This is a genomic window from Symmachiella macrocystis (assembly GCF_007860075.1).
GTDB lineage: Bacteria > Planctomycetota > Planctomycetia > Planctomycetales > Planctomycetaceae > Symmachiella > Symmachiella macrocystis.
On record NZ_SJPP01000006.1, the window covers coordinates 1 to 16,462 of the forward strand.

Below are 16,462 nucleotides of genomic sequence, written 5' to 3' on the forward strand. Positions count from 1 at the left end.
GGGGGCTATGGGCTTCCCGGAGCTTGGTAATAATCTGTTCTGACGTATGACGCTTCCTCGGCATGATTGCCTCCTTCTTCTGGAACCAGAAGCCCAAATCCTATATCAAGCTCTGGTTTCGGTTAAAGGGGGCAGGTCACTCTCTTTGTCGCGCATGCTGTTAACCAGTAGGTGAAAAGTTTTGGCACTCTCCCCCGGTTAACGCAAAGAGACAGATTTCTGTTAACCAGAAATCGCGTGTGAGACATTCGGATTTGTCGCCCGAAGGCGATTTAGCGTCCCCTTGCCCCTTGCCCCTGCCCTTGCCCCTGCCCCGTACCGTTCTCGCCGTACCGTTCTCGCCGTACCGTTCTCGCCGTACCGTTCTCGCCGTACCGTTCTCGCCGTACCGTGCGCTCACTTTATGTCTTATGGAGGTTAACAGCTCCAATATTTCCTTTCACAAAGAGAATGTTCGTGTTTTGCGGTCATCAATAATCGTTGCGGCTGAGAAAAACGTGAAAATGTCGCGTACGTTTCTGTATGGTTGTACGTCTAGCTAAATAGGCACTGTTAGACGGAGTAGTTGCCTACAGCCAGTTGCGAAACCGCTATCTTACTGAACAATTTGGCATAAGTCTTGCTCTCTGATCGGGGTGAAAGGAGACCCTGATTATGAGATTGACGTTCGTGTTCTGGCCGTCGGTTCGACGGCACAAGCACGGCGTCCAGGACGGAGCCAAGACACAACTTACGGATGAGCAATGGGATCGGATCAAAGACCTCTTTCCGTGGGAACCGCCCACGCGATACGGCGGACGCCCTCGCAAAGCCCCGCGCGATTGCCTGGAAGGCATCCTGTGGGTGCTTCGCAGCGGGGCGCGTTGGAAAGATTTACCAAATTCGTTTCCCTCTTTTTCAACTTGCTGGCGACGATTTCGAGATTGGACCGAATCGGGCGTGTTCAAGATCGCTTGGGCGCGGCTGCTCGACGACTTGGGCGAAATCAACTGGGAGGAAGCGATGGCCGATGGCACGTTTTCCCCAGCAAAAAAAGGGGCGCCGAGGTCGGTAAGACCAAGCGCGGCAAGGGGACGAAGATCATGTTGCTCATCAACGGCGAGGGTTTGCCGTTGGGAGTCGACACCGAATCGGCCAGCGCCTCTGAAGTGAATTTGATCGAGCGGTTGGTGGATCGTCGCACGACGCAGCGGCCACCGGCGCGATTGATTTACGACAAAGCCGGCGACAGCGATCCGTTGCGTGAACGTTTGGCGGCGCGGGGCATCGATTTGATTTGTCCGCATCGCCGCAATCGCAAGCGGCCTGCGACTCAGGACGGTCGCAAGGTTCGGCGGTATCGGCGACGGTATGAAGTCGAACGCACAATTGCCTGGCTGCAATATTTCCGGCGTCTGGTGACGCGTTACGAATACCACGCTCACCTCTTCCAGGGCTTCGCCCAACTTGCGTGTTTGTTCACTGTGTTACAGACGTTTTGAAACTGGTTGTAATTGTTTCCCTTCTTTTTTCAGCTAGATGGCGGCGGTTCCAAGAATTGACCAAGTCGGGCGTCACCCATTTGTTATATTCGCTAACTGTCTTGCAGGGGGGGGGGGGAGACTGATTATTGTGTCAATGTTAATGCAGCCGGTCCTCGTTCCTGCGACCTTCCTATAAGGGGTCTATCTCATGTCATTTTCGATGTCGCTTCACATTGGTGTCAACGAAGTTGATCCGGACACGTACGGTGAAGTGCCTAGGCTCCGTAGCGCCGTGAAGGACGCGGAGGCGATGGAACAAATTGCAACAGACCTGGAGTATCAGGACACGTTTCATCTTCATAATGAAGATGCGACTGTCTCCGCAGTGCTAACGCGAATTGGTGAGATGGCTCTGCAGATTGAGCCTGGCGGCGTGGCGATGGTAACCTATGCGGGGCATGGATCGGAAGTTCCGGACGACACGGGCGACGAACAGAGCGGTCGTGATCAAACTTGGGTTTTATACGACAAGATGTTGATCGACGATCAGCTTCGCGCGATGTGGGGCAGATTTGCACCGGGTGTTCGTGTTTTCTTTGTATCGGATAGTTGCCACAGCGGAAGCATGGCACGCACATTCAAGGAAGCAATCAACAAGTTGAAGGATAACACACCACAGTTCTTGCTGGGAACTCGTGACTTCATCGGACCAGACATTCCGAAAGAACGCATCCTTCCTCCTGATGCCGCACTGCAAGCCTTCTCAAAATATGAGAGTGAAATCGTTTCGACTCAGTGGACTTGTGGGAATCGAGGGCTGGGCGTTATTGGGGCAACCGTAATTTCGCTGGCAGCGTGTCAAGATGATGAAGTTGCTGGTGACGGCGCGAATAATGGGGTCTTCACGGCCGCCCTTTTGCAGGTATGGAACAATGGGCAGTTCTCTGGAAGTAGTCAGCAATTCCTGGATGCGATTGCCAGAAAAACCCGTATGTACCAACGCCCGCGTTTCGAGGCGTTCGGTGCATCCAATCCTGGGATGATGGAACAGTTACCGTTTGGGGTTGCGTTGTCTGGTTTTCGTGGCTTGCCAGCTGATACGTTCCAGGTGCCACCCGATAAGTGGAGTCTGGATTGGTGTCGAAAGCTTGGACTTGTATTCGATCAACCGGTCTTGGGTGAGTCTGGGAAATATGGTCTTGGGCGCGGGATTGGGAATGGTGGCGAGTTGACAACTTTTGACGAGCCGGCTTTTCGATGCGCACTTGAATTCAATCCAGCCGCCAGCAAAATGATTACTCCTGAACTGTTCGAAACGGCTGTCAAGCAACAGCTTGCAGATGCGTTGTCTGCCGCATTTCTACAAGTACATGGCGGACTAGTTGCGCGCGGAGCAATCCATACGAATTATGCACCACGAGACGTTCATGGGGAGATCTCTGGAAAGGTGTCGTGCGACAAAGATGGATGTAAGGGTGAAGTCGGCGGTTCAATTCGCTTCTAACATTTCGATGAGTTCAAGAACATCTATGTGTTTGTCTGCCTATTGAAGGTCTATCTCATGTCATTTTCGATGTCGCTTCACATTGGTGTCAACGAAGTTGATCCGGACACGTACGGTGAAGTGCCTAGGCTCCGTAGCGCCGTGAAGGACGCGGAGGCGATGGAACAAATTGCAACAGACCTGGAGTATCAGGACACGTTTCATCTTCATAATGAAGATGCGACTGTCTCCGCAGTGCTAACGCGAATTGGTGAGATGGCTCTGCAGATTGAGCCTGGCGGCGTGGCGATGGTAACCTATGCGGGGCATGGATCGGAAGTTCCGGACGACACGGGCGACGAACAGAGCGGTCGTGATCAAACTTGGGTTTTATACGACAAGATGTTGATCGACGATCAGCTTCGCGCGATGTGGGGCAGATTTGCACCGGGTGTTCGTGTTTTCTTTGTATCGGATAGTTGCCACAGCGGAAGCATGGCACGCACATTCAAGGAAGCAATCAACAAGTTGAAGGATAACACACCACAGTTCTTGCTGGGAACTCGTGACTTCATCGGACCAGACATTCCGAAAGAACGCATCCTTCCTCCTGATGCCGCACTGCAAGCCTTCTCAAAATATGAGAGTGAAATCGTTTCGACTCAGTGGACTTGTGGGAATCGAGGGCTGGGCGTTATTGGGGCAACCGTAATTTCGCTGGCAGCGTGTCAAGATGATGAAGTTGCTGGTGACGGCGCGAATAATGGGGTCTTCACGGCCGCCCTTTTGCAGGTATGGAACAATGGGCAGTTCTCTGGAAGTAGTCAGCAATTCCTGGATGCGATTGCCAGAAAAACCCGTATGTACCAACGCCCGCGTTTCGAGGCGTTCGGTGCATCCAATCCTGGGATGATGGAACAGATACCGTTTGGGGTTGCGTTGTCTGGTGTTTCTCCAAACGACACGGGCGACGAACAGAGCGGTCGTGATGAAACTTGGGTTTTATACGACAAGATGTTGATCGACGATCAGCTTCGGGCCGCAATAGTTCGTTCTCCACGAGTCCAAAGGGCAAAAGATTTATTGGCGGCGAATGGAGTGTATCAACAAGGGTGTAGCGCTTTCATTATACATGTTCTCCAGGTTCCATGGGAAAATGCGAATGCGTTAATGGGAAATAATCCAATATCCGCTGGTACATGGCCGAATTACACGGGACTGAGCCCCGGCAATATCGTCGGGTGGAAGTCCACTTCCGGAAGCGGTCATGTTGCCATTTATATTGGCGAGGCGGATACGAAATTCATCGATGTCCGAGAGCCAGGTGCCGAATCACGGCCAAGGGCTATTGTGAACGGTTATGGCAGAAGTCAAGAGTTATTCAAGTCGTCAAGGTTCTGAGAACTCCAACAGGGTAGTATGAATGTTAATGGTCCGTCTGAGTCAGGTGGTCTGACTCTTGATCTTGTAACAGTCGAGTTAAATAAAGGTTCATAAATGTCACTTTCTAGACCTGGTGATGAAGAAAACCTGATTATGGTATCACATTTGAGAGTAACCGCATCTTGGGACGGTTTTACTGCGGAAAGGGTGTCTAACAAGGCGACCGTTACAGTTCCGGCGGGATGGTCGGTCAAAGCGTATCGTACAATAACTCACTCCAACTCAAATGGGTCGTCCTCGGTTGACATACTCGATGAAGGAACAGACCTCAATTTTATTGACGAGATTGATGAATCGTACGATGACTCAATTGAAGCGGCGATCAAGGAAGGTAAAACCGACATTGCCGCAAAGATCAAAAGCCTACAGAAGAAACATAGAAGAATTTTACAAACTTACTCAACAAATCGGACCACAATTAGAGCAAAGATAAGTGCGAAACCCCACGGAAGTTTTGTAGACCGAAAGCGAGGCTGGATAGATATATCCGTAAAATGCCGACTAGTATATCTCGGGGTAGGCTCAAGTGACGTTGACGATATTATTGAAGATGAAACTGGCTTCACAGTGAGCTTAACGAGAGGTGCGCCGGTCGCGTTTCAGAACCAGTTGCGGGGGATAATCGATAACATTCCTCACGAATCACGGGACGTCGGAGAAGTGATTGAAAGCACATCAAACATTCCACAGGATGAAGGCCGGTGGATAAGCGTACAAACAGAGTGAGAGTTCTGCGGACCGCGCGGGATAAGAACAATGGGCAACGGAAGTTGAACAACAAAAGAGGTTCATCTTAAAAACTTCCGGAAGGACTGTCGGAGGAGATAATGTTAGCCTGCTGAAAATAGGATTCCAAATCGGACGTTTTATAGGCCCTGCGCGCACAGGGAGCGCTCGTACCAAAAGGAGGAGTGATTGCGGAATCACGCAGCACGTTCGTAACATTGGATCGATCCGCTAAACCGTTCGCGGCAAACGATCTGATCGTGTTGTTCTTAGTCGGCGGGTCGCTCCCCAAATATCTCTTTGTCGCGCATGCTGTTAACACATGGGGCAAAGGTTTTGGCACTTTCCTCCGGTTAACACAAAGAGAGACATTTCCGTTAACCATAATTCGCGCGCGAGATGGCCGATTTCATCGCGAAGGTGCGAATTGCCGTGCCCTATTCTGCACGCCCAATTCCGTAACGTGCGCTAGCTACACCCCTTAGGTTGCCGCGACTCTCAAAACTCTCTTTGCACAAAGAGATATTAGTTCGAGGAGGGTTTTGAACGGGGAGCTTGTTTCTTTTCTGCGGAAAGAAACTACACACCAGTTAACGCCCTGCACCGAGAAATCGGTTGCGGGGCGTTTCGCGTTTCTAGCCTTTATTTGCAGTGGTTTGTGGCGATTCGGTAGTTGGCGAAAAAGTCTCTTTTTTACCAGAGACCAACTGGGGTCCGAGAGGAACCCACCAGGTCCCTTCCGCACCCCGGAATTTCGGGCCAAAACTCTCGGACTCTCGAATTAACAGAGGGCTTGGAGTTAACAACCCGTTCCCTTTCGGGGGCTGGTTTTTAGGTTCGAACTGGCGTGGACAACGGGCTTCATTTTTTCGGTGGTTTTTTACGCACGCAAAAAAAACGATTGAGTAGATGGGAGCGCGCCTTCTTGGGGGCTTCTCCCTTCTTGCCGTCCATTTCAAAAGTCTGGGCAGATCGCTGTTGGCTAAACCTGGCATCGAGGAGTAGACCGACTCATCGGTGGAATTTGGAACGCCGTTCCATTCATCAACGCCCTGGTCGGTCGGAATACGTCCCTCGGTGCGGCGAAGCAGCACAACTGTCCGTTCCATCGATCGCTTGGACGCTGAATCGCTCTGGACCGCCGTTCTCAGGGAGCGAGTTCGGGCAGCAGCTTGACGATAATTTCGGAGCCGGCAAGCTGTATGGCGTAAATCTCCAGAGTGTGCCGGCCAATGAATCGCAGGACGTAGGCTATGGATTCTGGCGGCTGGATGCGGCTCGGGCCGCGCAGGAACAGACACAGGCTGAAGGACAAAACGCCGAGGCCGAGAATGAAGGCGGCGAAATGGATCTGAGAAAACGAGAATTCCCTTTGTTCCTGCCAGACGTAGACCACCGAGGCGATAAAACAGGCCAGCAGGCGCATTAGGCCCACGTTCTTTATCGACGCGTGCGCGGGCGCTGCTGAGCTTTGGGCTGTGCCGTCCTCGTCGGTAGCTGATCTGCCATCGACAACCATGCGTTGGCATAAGCCGAACAGAGCCCACAGCCATCCCTCCGCGCCGTAATCGACAATCTTCGCCGCTATCGTTAGCACCGCCAAAAGTGCGGAGGCGAGGAGGACGAAGGCGGCCCAGCCGCGATGTTGCATAAAGATCCGCACATAGGGACGTGCAACGCGAATGATTGCGAGGCTCAAGAGAATGTTCGGTGTCACCCAGGTCCAGCCTTCGTTCCAGCTCTCAAGCAGGGTAAGAATGACACCGAGCCAGATCCAGCGGACCGGGACGGTCCGGGTCTGCGCGTAGCCCAATAGGAAGAAGAACACCGGAGCCGCCAAGCGTCCGAAGACGCTCCACCAGTCAGCGTTTTCAATGAAGAAATAACCGAAGTGGTCAACCGCGACTAGGACGATTGCGGCAGTTTTCAGCCAGTCGGTGTTGTCAACGGCGTGGGGTATTCGCGTTGAACGCGTGGCGTCGTGCATTTCTGGGCTCACTTGGGCTGAACATTCTGAGGCGTACGGATGACAAGCGCAGCGCAACTGTCCGTTCCCACGATCGCGTAGGCGCTGAATCGCTCCGGTCCGCCGTGGTCAGGGGGAGCATGGACGACATGCAGCCTTGGGGCTAGCTCGAACTCGAAGGCCTCGAGGCCGTATGGCAAACCCTCTCCGATGGACTTCAGCGCTGCTTCCTTGAGGCTCCAGAACTGATAGAAGGTCCGCAGGCACTGCTGACCGCTGACCGCCTCGACAGCCTCGGCCTCGGCGACCGAAAAGTACTGCCGAGCGAGCTCTCTTGCTTCCAGGTCCCTCGTTTGATCTTCAAGGTCGACGCCGATCGCATGCGTCGACGACCAGGCGCCGAGAAGACCGGACTGGCAGGAGGAGAAGCTGAACCAAAGATCCGGCGACTCGGAAAGGTAGGGTCTCCCATTCTCAGTCTCCTCGAAGACAATCTCCGATAAGGGCTGCGACAATCCGAGCGCGGTGGCACCGCAGAAGCGACGAAACGCACGGCGCTGTTCGAACCGGGCCTTGTCGCATTCGGCGTCAAGGCGGTCCCTTCTCTGCAGTTCGGCATCGGACAGGACCGACGCGCAATGCCTCGACACCTCAGCGTCGCGCGAGATCGGCGCGTACAGTACGCGAGCCGCATGACGCGCAGGTGCGGGTGTCACATCGCGCGAGCCCACGGTGAAAAGCTCGCTGATCCGTTCGCTCGAGTCGCTCATTGGATATCGTGAGCCTCATTAGTGTCACCCGGCGTTTCAAAACCGCCTGGTCGTGGCTGAGTGAGAAGGGGAGGTGAGTGTTGAACTCCACTGACGGGGTCCGTGGGGCTGCCCTCGTAAGCTGCTGTGGGCAGGTGCATCTCCTTCAGGACCATGCTCAATGGTAGGAGCGTTGTATCGGGCTCGATGACCACACCGCCCATGACCGTGGCGCCGAAGCTGACCGAACTGCCGTCCTGGATCTCTGTCCGCTTCACCTTCAGCATCATGTTCTCGAAGGTGTGGAGCTGCAGCAAGCCGTCGATGATGCAATCGTCGCCGAAGCTCACTGCGTTCCAGTCAAAAGCCTGCAGGGGATCTTCGATGATTGTCCGTCGCCCTATTCGACACCCCATCCGCCGCAGGGCGAAATTCGCGAGCACTGTCCCGGCAAGGGTTCTCATGGGCCTCCGGTACCAGGCAAAGAAGCAGTCCTGAACGAAGAAGTAACTGAAGTGTCGCAAGGACCAGAACAGAGTCGAGTGCGCGGTACCCCACTGGTTGCCGACGATGACCCTCTTGAGCAGGGCACAGCACTCAACCAGAACAACTTCACCCAGAATCAATGCGAGGCACGCGCTCACGACCGCGTGCCCGCCCAGCCTCAGCAGAACCGTGTAAAGAATCGCGAAGACGAGCACTTCGGCGATGGGCAGCATACCAACACTGAACACGTCATGCAGGGAGACACGTGCCAGGAAGAGGGGGAAGCTCGGCAGTGCTCGAGCTTCGTTCTCCGCCTCGAAGTCCGCACTGCCGAACTTTACCGGCGGGTTTCCAGCCACCGTGATGGACTTGCCGTCTCGCGACCGCATCTGGCGTCTGAACCGGATGTCAGTCGCCGGCGTGGAGACACCGAGGAGGAAGTTGGTCGGGAAGTTCCCGTACTCCGCGACGCAGTTGTTGCTGAAGAAGGAGTTCGCTGGCATATCGATCGGTCGGAGCGTCAGGTGTTCGGCCCCCTGGTCGAGCATATTCGTGAAGCCCCCGTGAGCCCAAAAAACTTGTGAGTCAGCCTGGGTGAGCTCCGGGACGAGGTTGAGCATCACGTCACACTCAGAGGCGCCGGAGCGCGCAAAACGCACACCAGCGAGAGTACGCAGATACTGTCCGATGATGCTCCAGGTCCACAGACGCTGGATCTGATCCATCAGCTTCACCCGGTACAAAAGGAGATGGCCCTTAAGCCCGTACGAGGGATACAGCCCCGGCGAGGCAGGCGTGTAACGAAGGAACACACAGCCCACCATTGAAACCAAGACGATCGTCACCCAGGTGGTGACGAAGGTGTAGAGGCTCATCTGCCAGACGATCTCGTGCAGGGGTGTGATCTGGAAGTAGTCACTGTTACTAGCGATCTCACTGGCGGGAAGAAGGACGGCGGCGAACCAGGCGACCGAGGCCGTGGGCACGACAAGAAGCAACAAGTCCAGGAAGATCTGCATCAGGATGCCGAGCGTCCCCAGGAGCCAGAACGGCAACCCGTACCGGCAGTGGTTAGCTGTGCGTTTCACCGCCGCGCAACGACCGGCGAAGTGGGCGGGGGCGCCCTCCCACATTTCGTCGGCACCCACGTCGGCAAGGATCGGCGTCAGTGGAGTTATCCAGCTGCCGCGGCCCACCGTCACATCGTTGGCGATGCCAGACCGCATGCCGATCTTGCAGCCACTCTTGAGGTGAACGGGGCCAATGTGCAGCTCCTGCCCGACCCACCTCGACATGGACAGGTACGCTCCCGTTTGGATGGAGACATCGTCCTCGATGGAGAGGAGGTCCAGCGGCCCGGAGAACACCACGGCGTGCGCGCAGTGAACGTTCTTGCCCACGGTCGCTCCCAGCCCGCGCAGCACCCATGCCATGAGCGGTGCGCTTCGGAACATCGCATTCAGCGGTCGGAGGACCCATTGTTGCAGCCGCCCGATATACCAGGTTCGCAGATGCATTCGGCTCCACTTGGGGTACACACCCGGCGCCACCCAGTTGTTGCGGATGTGACCGCCCATGCAGAGCTTGATCAGCATAACCCAGAGCAGGCCTGCGAACGGCAGCGTAAGAGCAAGCAAGTACGTCAAGACGCCGACGACGATGAACTCCTCGAGGTGAGCGGTCACGAAAAACTCGCCGATCTCTGCGAAGGCGACGAGCCCGATGAAACCCAGGATGGGTGGGGAGTAAAGCAGCAGCAGAAACAGGATCTGCAGGGTGGTGAAGTAGCCGACCGAGAGCACCTCTGCGGATGCCTCATCGCGCTCGCTGCGGTTGCCGTTGAATCGCGCGGCGGACGTGTGGTGGGCTCCGGAGGTCTGCGGTCGCTCCCGTGAGCGGTGGTGGGCCACCTTCCTGGCCGTGTTGCAGTCGGTTAGCAGCGACAGGACGGAGACCACCCTGCCCGCCGCCCGCAAACGGTTCGCCAGTCGCGCGATGACGATCGAGTGCCCGCCATGGTCGGCGAAGGCATCATCCCATCCAAGCGCGCGGTCAAACACGTCCCTGCAGATCGCCAGCACTTCCGCGGCGCCCTGGGCCACCTCTGAATCGGCTTCGGGGGGTTGGATGTCGTCGGCCTCTTCGTCCTGCGTCCTGGTTCGGGCGCCACGAGACGTCCCCTCCGCTGCCGGCGCCTCGTTCGGCAGCAAGCGAGAGAGGTCGGGCAGGCGCTCCCGGTCGATCTTCCCGGACACGGGCTTCATGACGAACCCATCGACCAGGAAAATCCTCGTCGGGACCGACGGCGCCGGAAGCTGTGCACTCAGCCTCTTGGTGACGCGGGCGGCCCACTCCGCCGGTGCCGGAGCGACGAGTGGGCTTTCACCTTCGGCGACCAACGGCGCGGCGACGAAGGCGACCAGCTCCTCGTTCTGGTAGTCCAGCACAGCCACTTCGATCTCCTGGAACTCCGTCTGGAGGATGTCCTCGACAGGCTGGGTCTCGACGCGGTGCCCCCGTACTTTGAGCTGAGCGTCGATTCGACCCAGGAAGTGCACACGCTGCGTCCGGACGTCGATTCTGCATTTGTCTCCGGTGCGGTATAGACGCTCGAACCGAGGGTGCGTGATGAACTTCTGCGCGGTTTGCTCTGGCAAGTTGCGGTAGCCGCGCGCAACGTGAACTCCACCAATGCAAAGCTCTCCGACCTCCCCGTGGGGCAGCGGGTCGAGCTTGCCGACTTCGAGGATGACGTAGGTGACGTTGGCCAGCGGAGGGCCGATGGTCACCGGCTCCCCCGGTCTCAAGCTCTGGCGGCTCGTGTCGGTGCTCGCCTCCGTCGGGCCATAGGTGTTGATGATCTGCCGTCGACCTCGCGTCCACGGCTCCACGAGCGCGGCGGGGAAGGCTTCCCCCGCCGGAACGACGTAGCGGCACAGCGGGTACGGGAGATCCAGCTCGGGCGACGGTGTGAGCGTGGTCAGCAGCGCTGGCGGACAGAATAGTACCGTGACCTCTGCTTCACGGAGGACGGGGACGAGATCCGGACCGGACCGGATCTGCTCCTTAGTCAGCAGGACCACGGCGCAACCCGAGACCCAAGCGCTGTACATCTCGGAGATGCTTCCGTCATATCCCAGTGACGACGTGAGCGAGGTCGCATCCATGCCCGGGTTGAGATCGAAGTAGTCCGCGTAGCTGAGGGCCAGGTTCACATAGCCCGCGTGCGGGCACTCCACTCCCTTGGGCATCCCGGTGGTTCCGCTCGTGTAGAAGATGGTCGCGAGGCGCTGCGTAGGGTCGTCTAGCCATGGTGGCGGCGCGCTGCGCGTCATCGTCTCGGGTAAAGCCAGGACATCGAGCGTCGGCAATCCACGGAAGCTGTCTTGCCCGCGCGTGAGGACGGCCACGGGCTGTGCATCCTCAAGCATGTGGGTGATCAGGGCTTCCGGCAACGTGGTGTCGAGGAACATGACCGTGCCGCCAGCCTTGAGAATGCCGACATGAGAGGCCACGATCTGCCAGTTGTCCTGCGACATGACCACGACCACGACTTGGTCTGGGCCCGTGAGGAAGGGAGACAGGGCCGCGGCCACAGCTTCGGCTCGCGCGTCGAGATCAGCAAACGTCAGCGACTCTCCGGTGTGTGGAATCTGCAAGGCCGGGTGATCCGGGAACCGCCTGGCGGAGCGGCTGAATATCTCCGTCAACCACCGCACTCCTTCCTGATGCGGAATGTTCACGAGGTGCCGGTCGCCAAAGACATCCGTCAAGCTGTAGGGGCAGGTGTCCTTCTGCACGTGTTGCGTTTTCTCGGCCACCCAAAGGTATCGCCGCCACGCCACAAACGTCAAGCCGAAGAATACTACGAACACGGCTGCCAGAATCGAACCTGCCATGGAATTTCTCACACAGTCGTGAAGTCAGGACGTTCAATCGAAGTACCGCTGGAGCGTTCCTTCCCGGCGGATGTCCAGGGTCACGCAATGGAACCCACCACCCAACATCTTTGAGTGGCGTAGCTTGAGGGGGGCGACATCGAGGCCATGTTTTTCCAGGAGCTTGATCAGAGCCTTCTGGTCTCGATCGACTGCGACTAGGTCCGGACTGACGCTGAAGAGATTCATGTCGATCCACTCGCTGCCGATGCTTTTGGACAGATAATCGGCATCGTGCTTGTTGGTGCTTTCCATGGGTGGGCTGTAAATAATGTCCCACTGCTTTAGGATCGCGGGCAGCGTATCGTCATTGACTCGGGTTGGGTTGCACAGCATCAGACCTGGACGCAGGGCCACAAATGTTGAGTCGATGTGGCTGCCATAGTAGACATCCTCGAGGAAGTGAACCCGAAAAGTGTCTCCGAGAATCGTCTGCAGCCATTGCCCTCCCAATCGGTTCCCCGTTCCACTGACCAAATAGATCAGGTCCCGGCCGAGGCGCAGGATGTTTGCCGCATCAAAGGCTGGTTCATCGTTGCACGGCGTGGGCTTGTTCAGATCGACGTCAAAGAGCGAGTCCAGAAGCATGGGTTTGGGCGCGCTGTACCACTTTGCACCTGATTTCAGGTAGTCCACCATCATGGTGCGATAGCTGAACGCTTCCTGGGCGCGGCTGCGAATGACATTGGGTGTTTCGATGATGTGATTGCCAATGACAAGCATGACATCGCGAGGGCAATAGTTGTAGAACCCCTTGGATTCCCATTCGATCGTCGAGAATGTGGCCTCGTGTGGCCATGTCTCCGGGCGTTTGACGGTAACGCCCTCTCTTTCCAGGACTGCAATGAATTCTCTCAGATCCTCTTCCGTCTCTTCAATGATCCACTGCGGAAAGGGTCCCTGCGGGATCTCCTCGAGAGACCGATCGGGAAACTCTGCGACCTGGGTGCTCGGATCTGCCGTAGGAAATCGCGCGCCCAGCGGATTTCCCACGATGACCTCCTTGAGCGGATCCCATTCATTGCAGCTCCAAACGATTGGGGTTGGATTCACCAGCTTACTCTCCCCGTCCGGGTAGGAACCCACTAACACGCATGCCAACGCCCGCCGCGTCGGCGAGGTTCCGCACCAGCCGACCGACGGCGAGGTCAAGAACACCGAGACCGAAGGGGCTGAAGACCGTCACGCCTTCAGCGCCGTGCCTGGGCGGAGCTGTGCCGAGGAGGACATCGGCCAGGGTGCAGCGAATGAATGCCCGGCTGCCGGACTGCTGCTCGGCCAGATGTACAGAGGTCTCCGCGCGACAGACGTGATTGACGTCGTCCACGATGTTGTCTGCCGCCAGGATCACCTCGGGCTTCAGATCGCGCAGGGAGACATGCAGGATCGTACTGCCCGGCTGGAACTGAATCTCGGGGCCCACGTAGGGGGCCAGCGCGGTGGTGGCAAAGGAGACCAATCGACACTCGGCGGTGATTTCCTCCAGGCGGCCGGCGAGCACGCCTTCGACTCCAGGGCACAGAGAATCGCACTCTTTTAGGAACGACGCGGCACGGGGCGGGTCGGTGTCGAATACGAGCAGCCTCCGAGGAGGTCCCGACATTGCCATGAGGAAGCGCAGGATCTCCCGATTGATCACACCACAGCCGACCATACCGATCGATTCTGTCTCTTCCGGGTAAGCCAGGTGTCTCGCCGCCAGCGCCGCACTCGCAGCTGTCCGCCGGGCGCTAATCAGCGAACCCTCCAGCAGCACGTCCGGCCGGCCGGTATCGACGGAGTTGAGGACCATGACGGCGGAGGCCCGTTCCATTCCCTGCTCCACGTTCTCGGGGAAGGAGGCAATCCACTTGATACCGGCGACAGGCTCGCTGCCCCCCAAGAAAGCGGGCAAAGCAATGATCCTGTCACGCGGCTTGTCCGGGAAGTGGAGAAAGTTCGACTGGGGAAGGCTGCTCTGACCAATGGCATGTGTTTCGTAGGCCAGGCGCACAGAATCGATGACCTCTCGCTCTCTGCCCTCAAGCAGCGCCTTCACGTCCTCGGCGGTGAGGACCAACAGACTGTCTGACATGGTCGTCTCCCTAGCCACGGATCTCGCTCACGGGACCCAAGTGCCGACGACCGATCTGCAGCCCGTTCTGCGCGAGCCACGAGTCGCTGAAGATAGTGGAGGCGTAGTGCTCTCCGCGGTCCGCGCAAATGCAGACCGCCCGTTCGATGTTGTCGTGTGTCTGTAGATACCGGGCACAGGCTGCCAGGCCGGCCCCGCTCGACCCGCCGATCTTCAATCCGGTAGCGGCATCCAAGGCCCGGCAGAACGCAAACGCCTCACAATCGCCAACGTAAATAATTTCGTCGTAGAGTCCGGGGGTCACGAACTCGGATCGCCGACTGGAGCCGATGCCGGTCACCTTCCGCACGCCGAGAGATCCGCCTAGAGCCACCGAACCTCTGGCGTCGACCGCGATAATCCGAGTGTCCGGGCTAGCGTCGCGGAAGAATCGCCCGATGCCCGCCAGCGTGCCGCCCGTGGAGACAGCGACGAAAACGGCATCAACCCTGCCCTCCATCTGCCGGTATATCTCGGGCGCTGTTCCCGAATAGTGGGCTTCAGGGTTTGCAGCGTTAGAGTATTGGTTCGTCCACGCCAGTCCAGGATCTTCAGCCAACATTTCCCGGACGCGTGCCAGCCTGCTTAGGAGATACCCGCCAGTTTCGTCTGGCGATTCGACGATCCTTGTCTCGGCCCCCAGGGCGTGGAGCCGACGCATGTTCTCCGCAGTCATGGTGGGGTCGACCACTGCGGTGAACTGATAGCCTCGATCGCGAGCGAGCATCGCAAGGCTGATGGCCAGATTGCCTGAAGACGATTCGAGTAGGCGCCCTCCCGCACACAGCTGTCCGGTTGCCTCGAGGCTTTGAAGCAAGCCAAACGCTGTACGGTCTTTGACGGATCCCCCCGGGTTGTGACCTTCGAGCTTCAGATAGGCATTCCGACTCTTCCCGTTAATCAGCAACCGAATACGCCCAATGGGTGTGTTGCCCAGCTTTGTTTCTTTGACGACGATTGACTGTGTCAAACTCATTCATTGAAACCCTATATTTATGCCCGAAGAAAAATTTTGCGACAGGCGTGGTCGTTCTGTGACGAGTGGCCAGAATTTAGCCGCCCCCCACACCTGCTCCTCGGCGAAAAGGCCCAGACTCGACTGGCAAATGGAGCGAAGCAGAGATTGTATTGGGCAAGGGCAGCACGATCAGTGAGCCTGCACGCAGGGCAAACGACTGTTAGGAGGCAGAATGCCCTGCGTTTGTACCAGGTTCTATTTCGTTGTTCCCACCTTGATGGATTCCCACAGGGCGCTGTTCGGAGCAATAATGAAGTCTCGGTTCGCCTTGTCAAGCTTGGCCACTTCGGAACCTTTGTAGCCATCCCAGAAAGTCCCCCACTCCTTGAAGGTTGGGGCCTGTACCACGAAAATCAAGTCGTGCTCACCGTTGGCGTTGACGGCAACTGGGAAGTGCACGGAGGCTTGTAAGTTGGCGCAACCGTCCATTTTCCGCGCGGCTGCAAGCCACTTCTGAGCAGCCTCCACCACCTGCTCTTCGGTGGCGTCATCGTCCAATTCGCATCTCCACATCTGGGTGGCCTTCATGTCAGAGGTAGGAGCGGCCGACCCGGCTGGCAGCTTTACTTTGATGGATTCCCACAGGGCGCTGTTCGGAGCAACAATGAAATCACGGTGCGCCTTGTCGAGCTTCGCGGCTGGAGAATCCTTGTAGCCATCCCAGAAAGTCCCCCACTCCTCGAAGGTTGGGGCGCTGACTACGAAGAGCAAGTCGGTATGGGGGAGGTTGTTGACGGCAACCGGGAAATAGATGGAAGCCTCAAGGTTCTTACCGCCTTTCATCGTCTTTGCGGCCGCAAGCCACTCATGAGCAGCCTCCACCACTTGCTCCTCGGTGGCGTCATCGTCCAATTCGCATCTCCACATTTGCGTGGCCTTCCCGCCCGCAAAGGCCGGAGCGACTGCAATCAGCATCACTGCAACGAACATCCATGGTAGGTTTCGGTTCATAACGCGTCTCCTTTTCTGTGTGTTTGCTAAGTTTAAAACGAAAGTCGCGCGGTCCAAAACTGGTCGCGTCACTCGCTCAAATTTGCCATCATTTCTTATTTTTACTCGCATTAATATCCCAAAGCA

The 16,462-nt window shown here is 57.0% G+C and carries 11 protein-coding genes; 4 read left to right on the forward strand and 7 right to left on the reverse strand.

Annotation, left to right across the window (positions count from 1 at the left end):
- The first annotated feature begins 669 nt into the window (after window positions 1–669).
- From CA54_RS30065 to CA54_RS28815, 4 genes are all read left to right on the forward strand, one after another.
- Window positions 670–1,481, forward strand: a protein-coding gene (locus CA54_RS30065) for an IS5 family transposase (protein WP_390817772.1) whose coding sequence is annotated in 2 segments (ribosomal slippage) — window positions 670–1,042 and window positions 1,042–1,481 — 813 coding nt in all. Because the reading frame shifts where the segments join, the coding sequence is not laid out codon by codon here.
- 190 nt (window positions 1,482–1,671) lie between these two features.
- A complete protein-coding gene (locus CA54_RS28805; RefSeq protein WP_146374484.1) occupies window positions 1,672–2,967 on the forward strand; it encodes a caspase family protein in 1,296 nt (431 codons plus the stop codon).
- A 57-nt stretch (window positions 2,968–3,024) separates the two neighbouring features.
- Window positions 3,025–4,347, forward strand: a complete 1,323-nt coding sequence (locus CA54_RS28810; RefSeq protein ID WP_146374485.1) for a caspase family protein — start codon at window positions 3,025–3,027, stop codon at window positions 4,345–4,347.
- Window positions 4,348–4,443: 96 nt separating this feature from the next.
- Window positions 4,444–5,115 (forward strand): hypothetical protein, encoded by a 672-nt coding sequence (locus CA54_RS28815; RefSeq protein ID WP_146374486.1) that lies wholly within the window; start codon window positions 4,444–4,446, stop codon window positions 5,113–5,115.
- Window positions 5,116–6,262: 1,147 nt separating this feature from the next.
- Here CA54_RS28815 and CA54_RS28820 read toward each other — a convergent pair.
- The 7 genes from CA54_RS28820 to CA54_RS28850 all read right to left on the reverse strand — a co-directional run bounded on the left by CA54_RS28820 (window position 6,263) and on the right by CA54_RS28850 (window position 16,336).
- A complete protein-coding gene (locus CA54_RS28820; protein ID WP_146374487.1) occupies window positions 6,263–7,102 on the reverse strand; it encodes a TraX family protein in 840 nt (279 codons plus the stop codon).
- 8 nt (window positions 7,103–7,110) lie between these two features.
- Window positions 7,111–7,851, reverse strand: a complete 741-nt coding sequence (locus CA54_RS28825; protein WP_146374488.1) for a 4'-phosphopantetheinyl transferase family protein — start codon at window positions 7,849–7,851, stop codon at window positions 7,111–7,113.
- Window positions 7,848–12,215 (reverse strand): non-ribosomal peptide synthetase, encoded by a 4,368-nt coding sequence (locus CA54_RS28830; protein WP_146374489.1) that lies wholly within the window; start codon window positions 12,213–12,215, stop codon window positions 7,848–7,850. Before CA54_RS28830 ends, CA54_RS28825 begins: the two co-directional genes overlap by 4 nt.
- Window positions 12,216–12,248: 33 nt before the next feature.
- Window positions 12,249–13,247 (reverse strand): hypothetical protein, encoded by a 999-nt coding sequence (locus CA54_RS28835; RefSeq protein WP_231963239.1) that lies wholly within the window; start codon window positions 13,245–13,247, stop codon window positions 12,249–12,251.
- Window positions 13,248–13,311: 64 nt separating this feature from the next.
- Complete coding sequence (gene sbnB, locus CA54_RS28840) at window positions 13,312–14,328, reverse strand: 2,3-diaminopropionate biosynthesis protein SbnB (RefSeq protein ID WP_146374491.1); 1,017 nt, start codon at window positions 14,326–14,328, stop codon at window positions 13,312–13,314.
- Between the two features lie 10 nt (window positions 14,329–14,338).
- Window positions 14,339–15,343, reverse strand: a complete 1,005-nt coding sequence (locus CA54_RS28845; protein WP_146374492.1) for a pyridoxal-phosphate dependent enzyme — start codon at window positions 15,341–15,343, stop codon at window positions 14,339–14,341.
- A 237-nt stretch (window positions 15,344–15,580) separates the two neighbouring features.
- Window positions 15,581–16,336, reverse strand: a complete 756-nt coding sequence (locus CA54_RS28850; RefSeq protein ID WP_146374493.1) for a hypothetical protein — start codon at window positions 16,334–16,336, stop codon at window positions 15,581–15,583.
- Between the last annotated feature and the right edge of the window lie 126 nt (window positions 16,337–16,462).

What these genes read in the sequence shown, in the direction of transcription:
- CA54_RS28805 (WP_146374484.1), top strand. Translation starts at nt 1,672, where the DNA reads ATGTCATTTTCGATGTCGCTTCACATTGGTGTCAACGAAGTTGATCCG.
- CA54_RS28810 (WP_146374485.1), top strand. Translation starts at nt 3,025, where the DNA reads ATGTCATTTTCGATGTCGCTTCACATTGGTGTCAACGAAGTTGATCCG.
- CA54_RS28815 (WP_146374486.1), top strand. Translation starts at nt 4,444, where the DNA reads ATGTCACTTTCTAGACCTGGTGATGAAGAAAACCTGATTATGGTATCA.
- CA54_RS28820 (WP_146374487.1), bottom strand. Translation starts at nt 7,102, where the DNA reads ATGCACGACGCCACGCGTTCAACGCGAATACCCCACGCCGTTGACAAC.
- CA54_RS28825 (WP_146374488.1), bottom strand. Translation starts at nt 7,851, where the DNA reads ATGAGCGACTCGAGCGAACGGATCAGCGAGCTTTTCACCGTGGGCTCG.
- CA54_RS28830 (WP_146374489.1), bottom strand. Translation starts at nt 12,215, where the DNA reads ATGGCAGGTTCGATTCTGGCAGCCGTGTTCGTAGTATTCTTCGGCTTG.
- sbnB (WP_146374491.1), bottom strand. Translation starts at nt 14,328, where the DNA reads ATGTCAGACAGTCTGTTGGTCCTCACCGCCGAGGACGTGAAGGCGCTG.
- CA54_RS28845 (WP_146374492.1), bottom strand. Translation starts at nt 15,343, where the DNA reads ATGAGTTTGACACAGTCAATCGTCGTCAAAGAAACAAAGCTGGGCAAC.
- CA54_RS28850 (WP_146374493.1), bottom strand. Translation starts at nt 16,336, where the DNA reads ATGAACCGAAACCTACCATGGATGTTCGTTGCAGTGATGCTGATTGCA.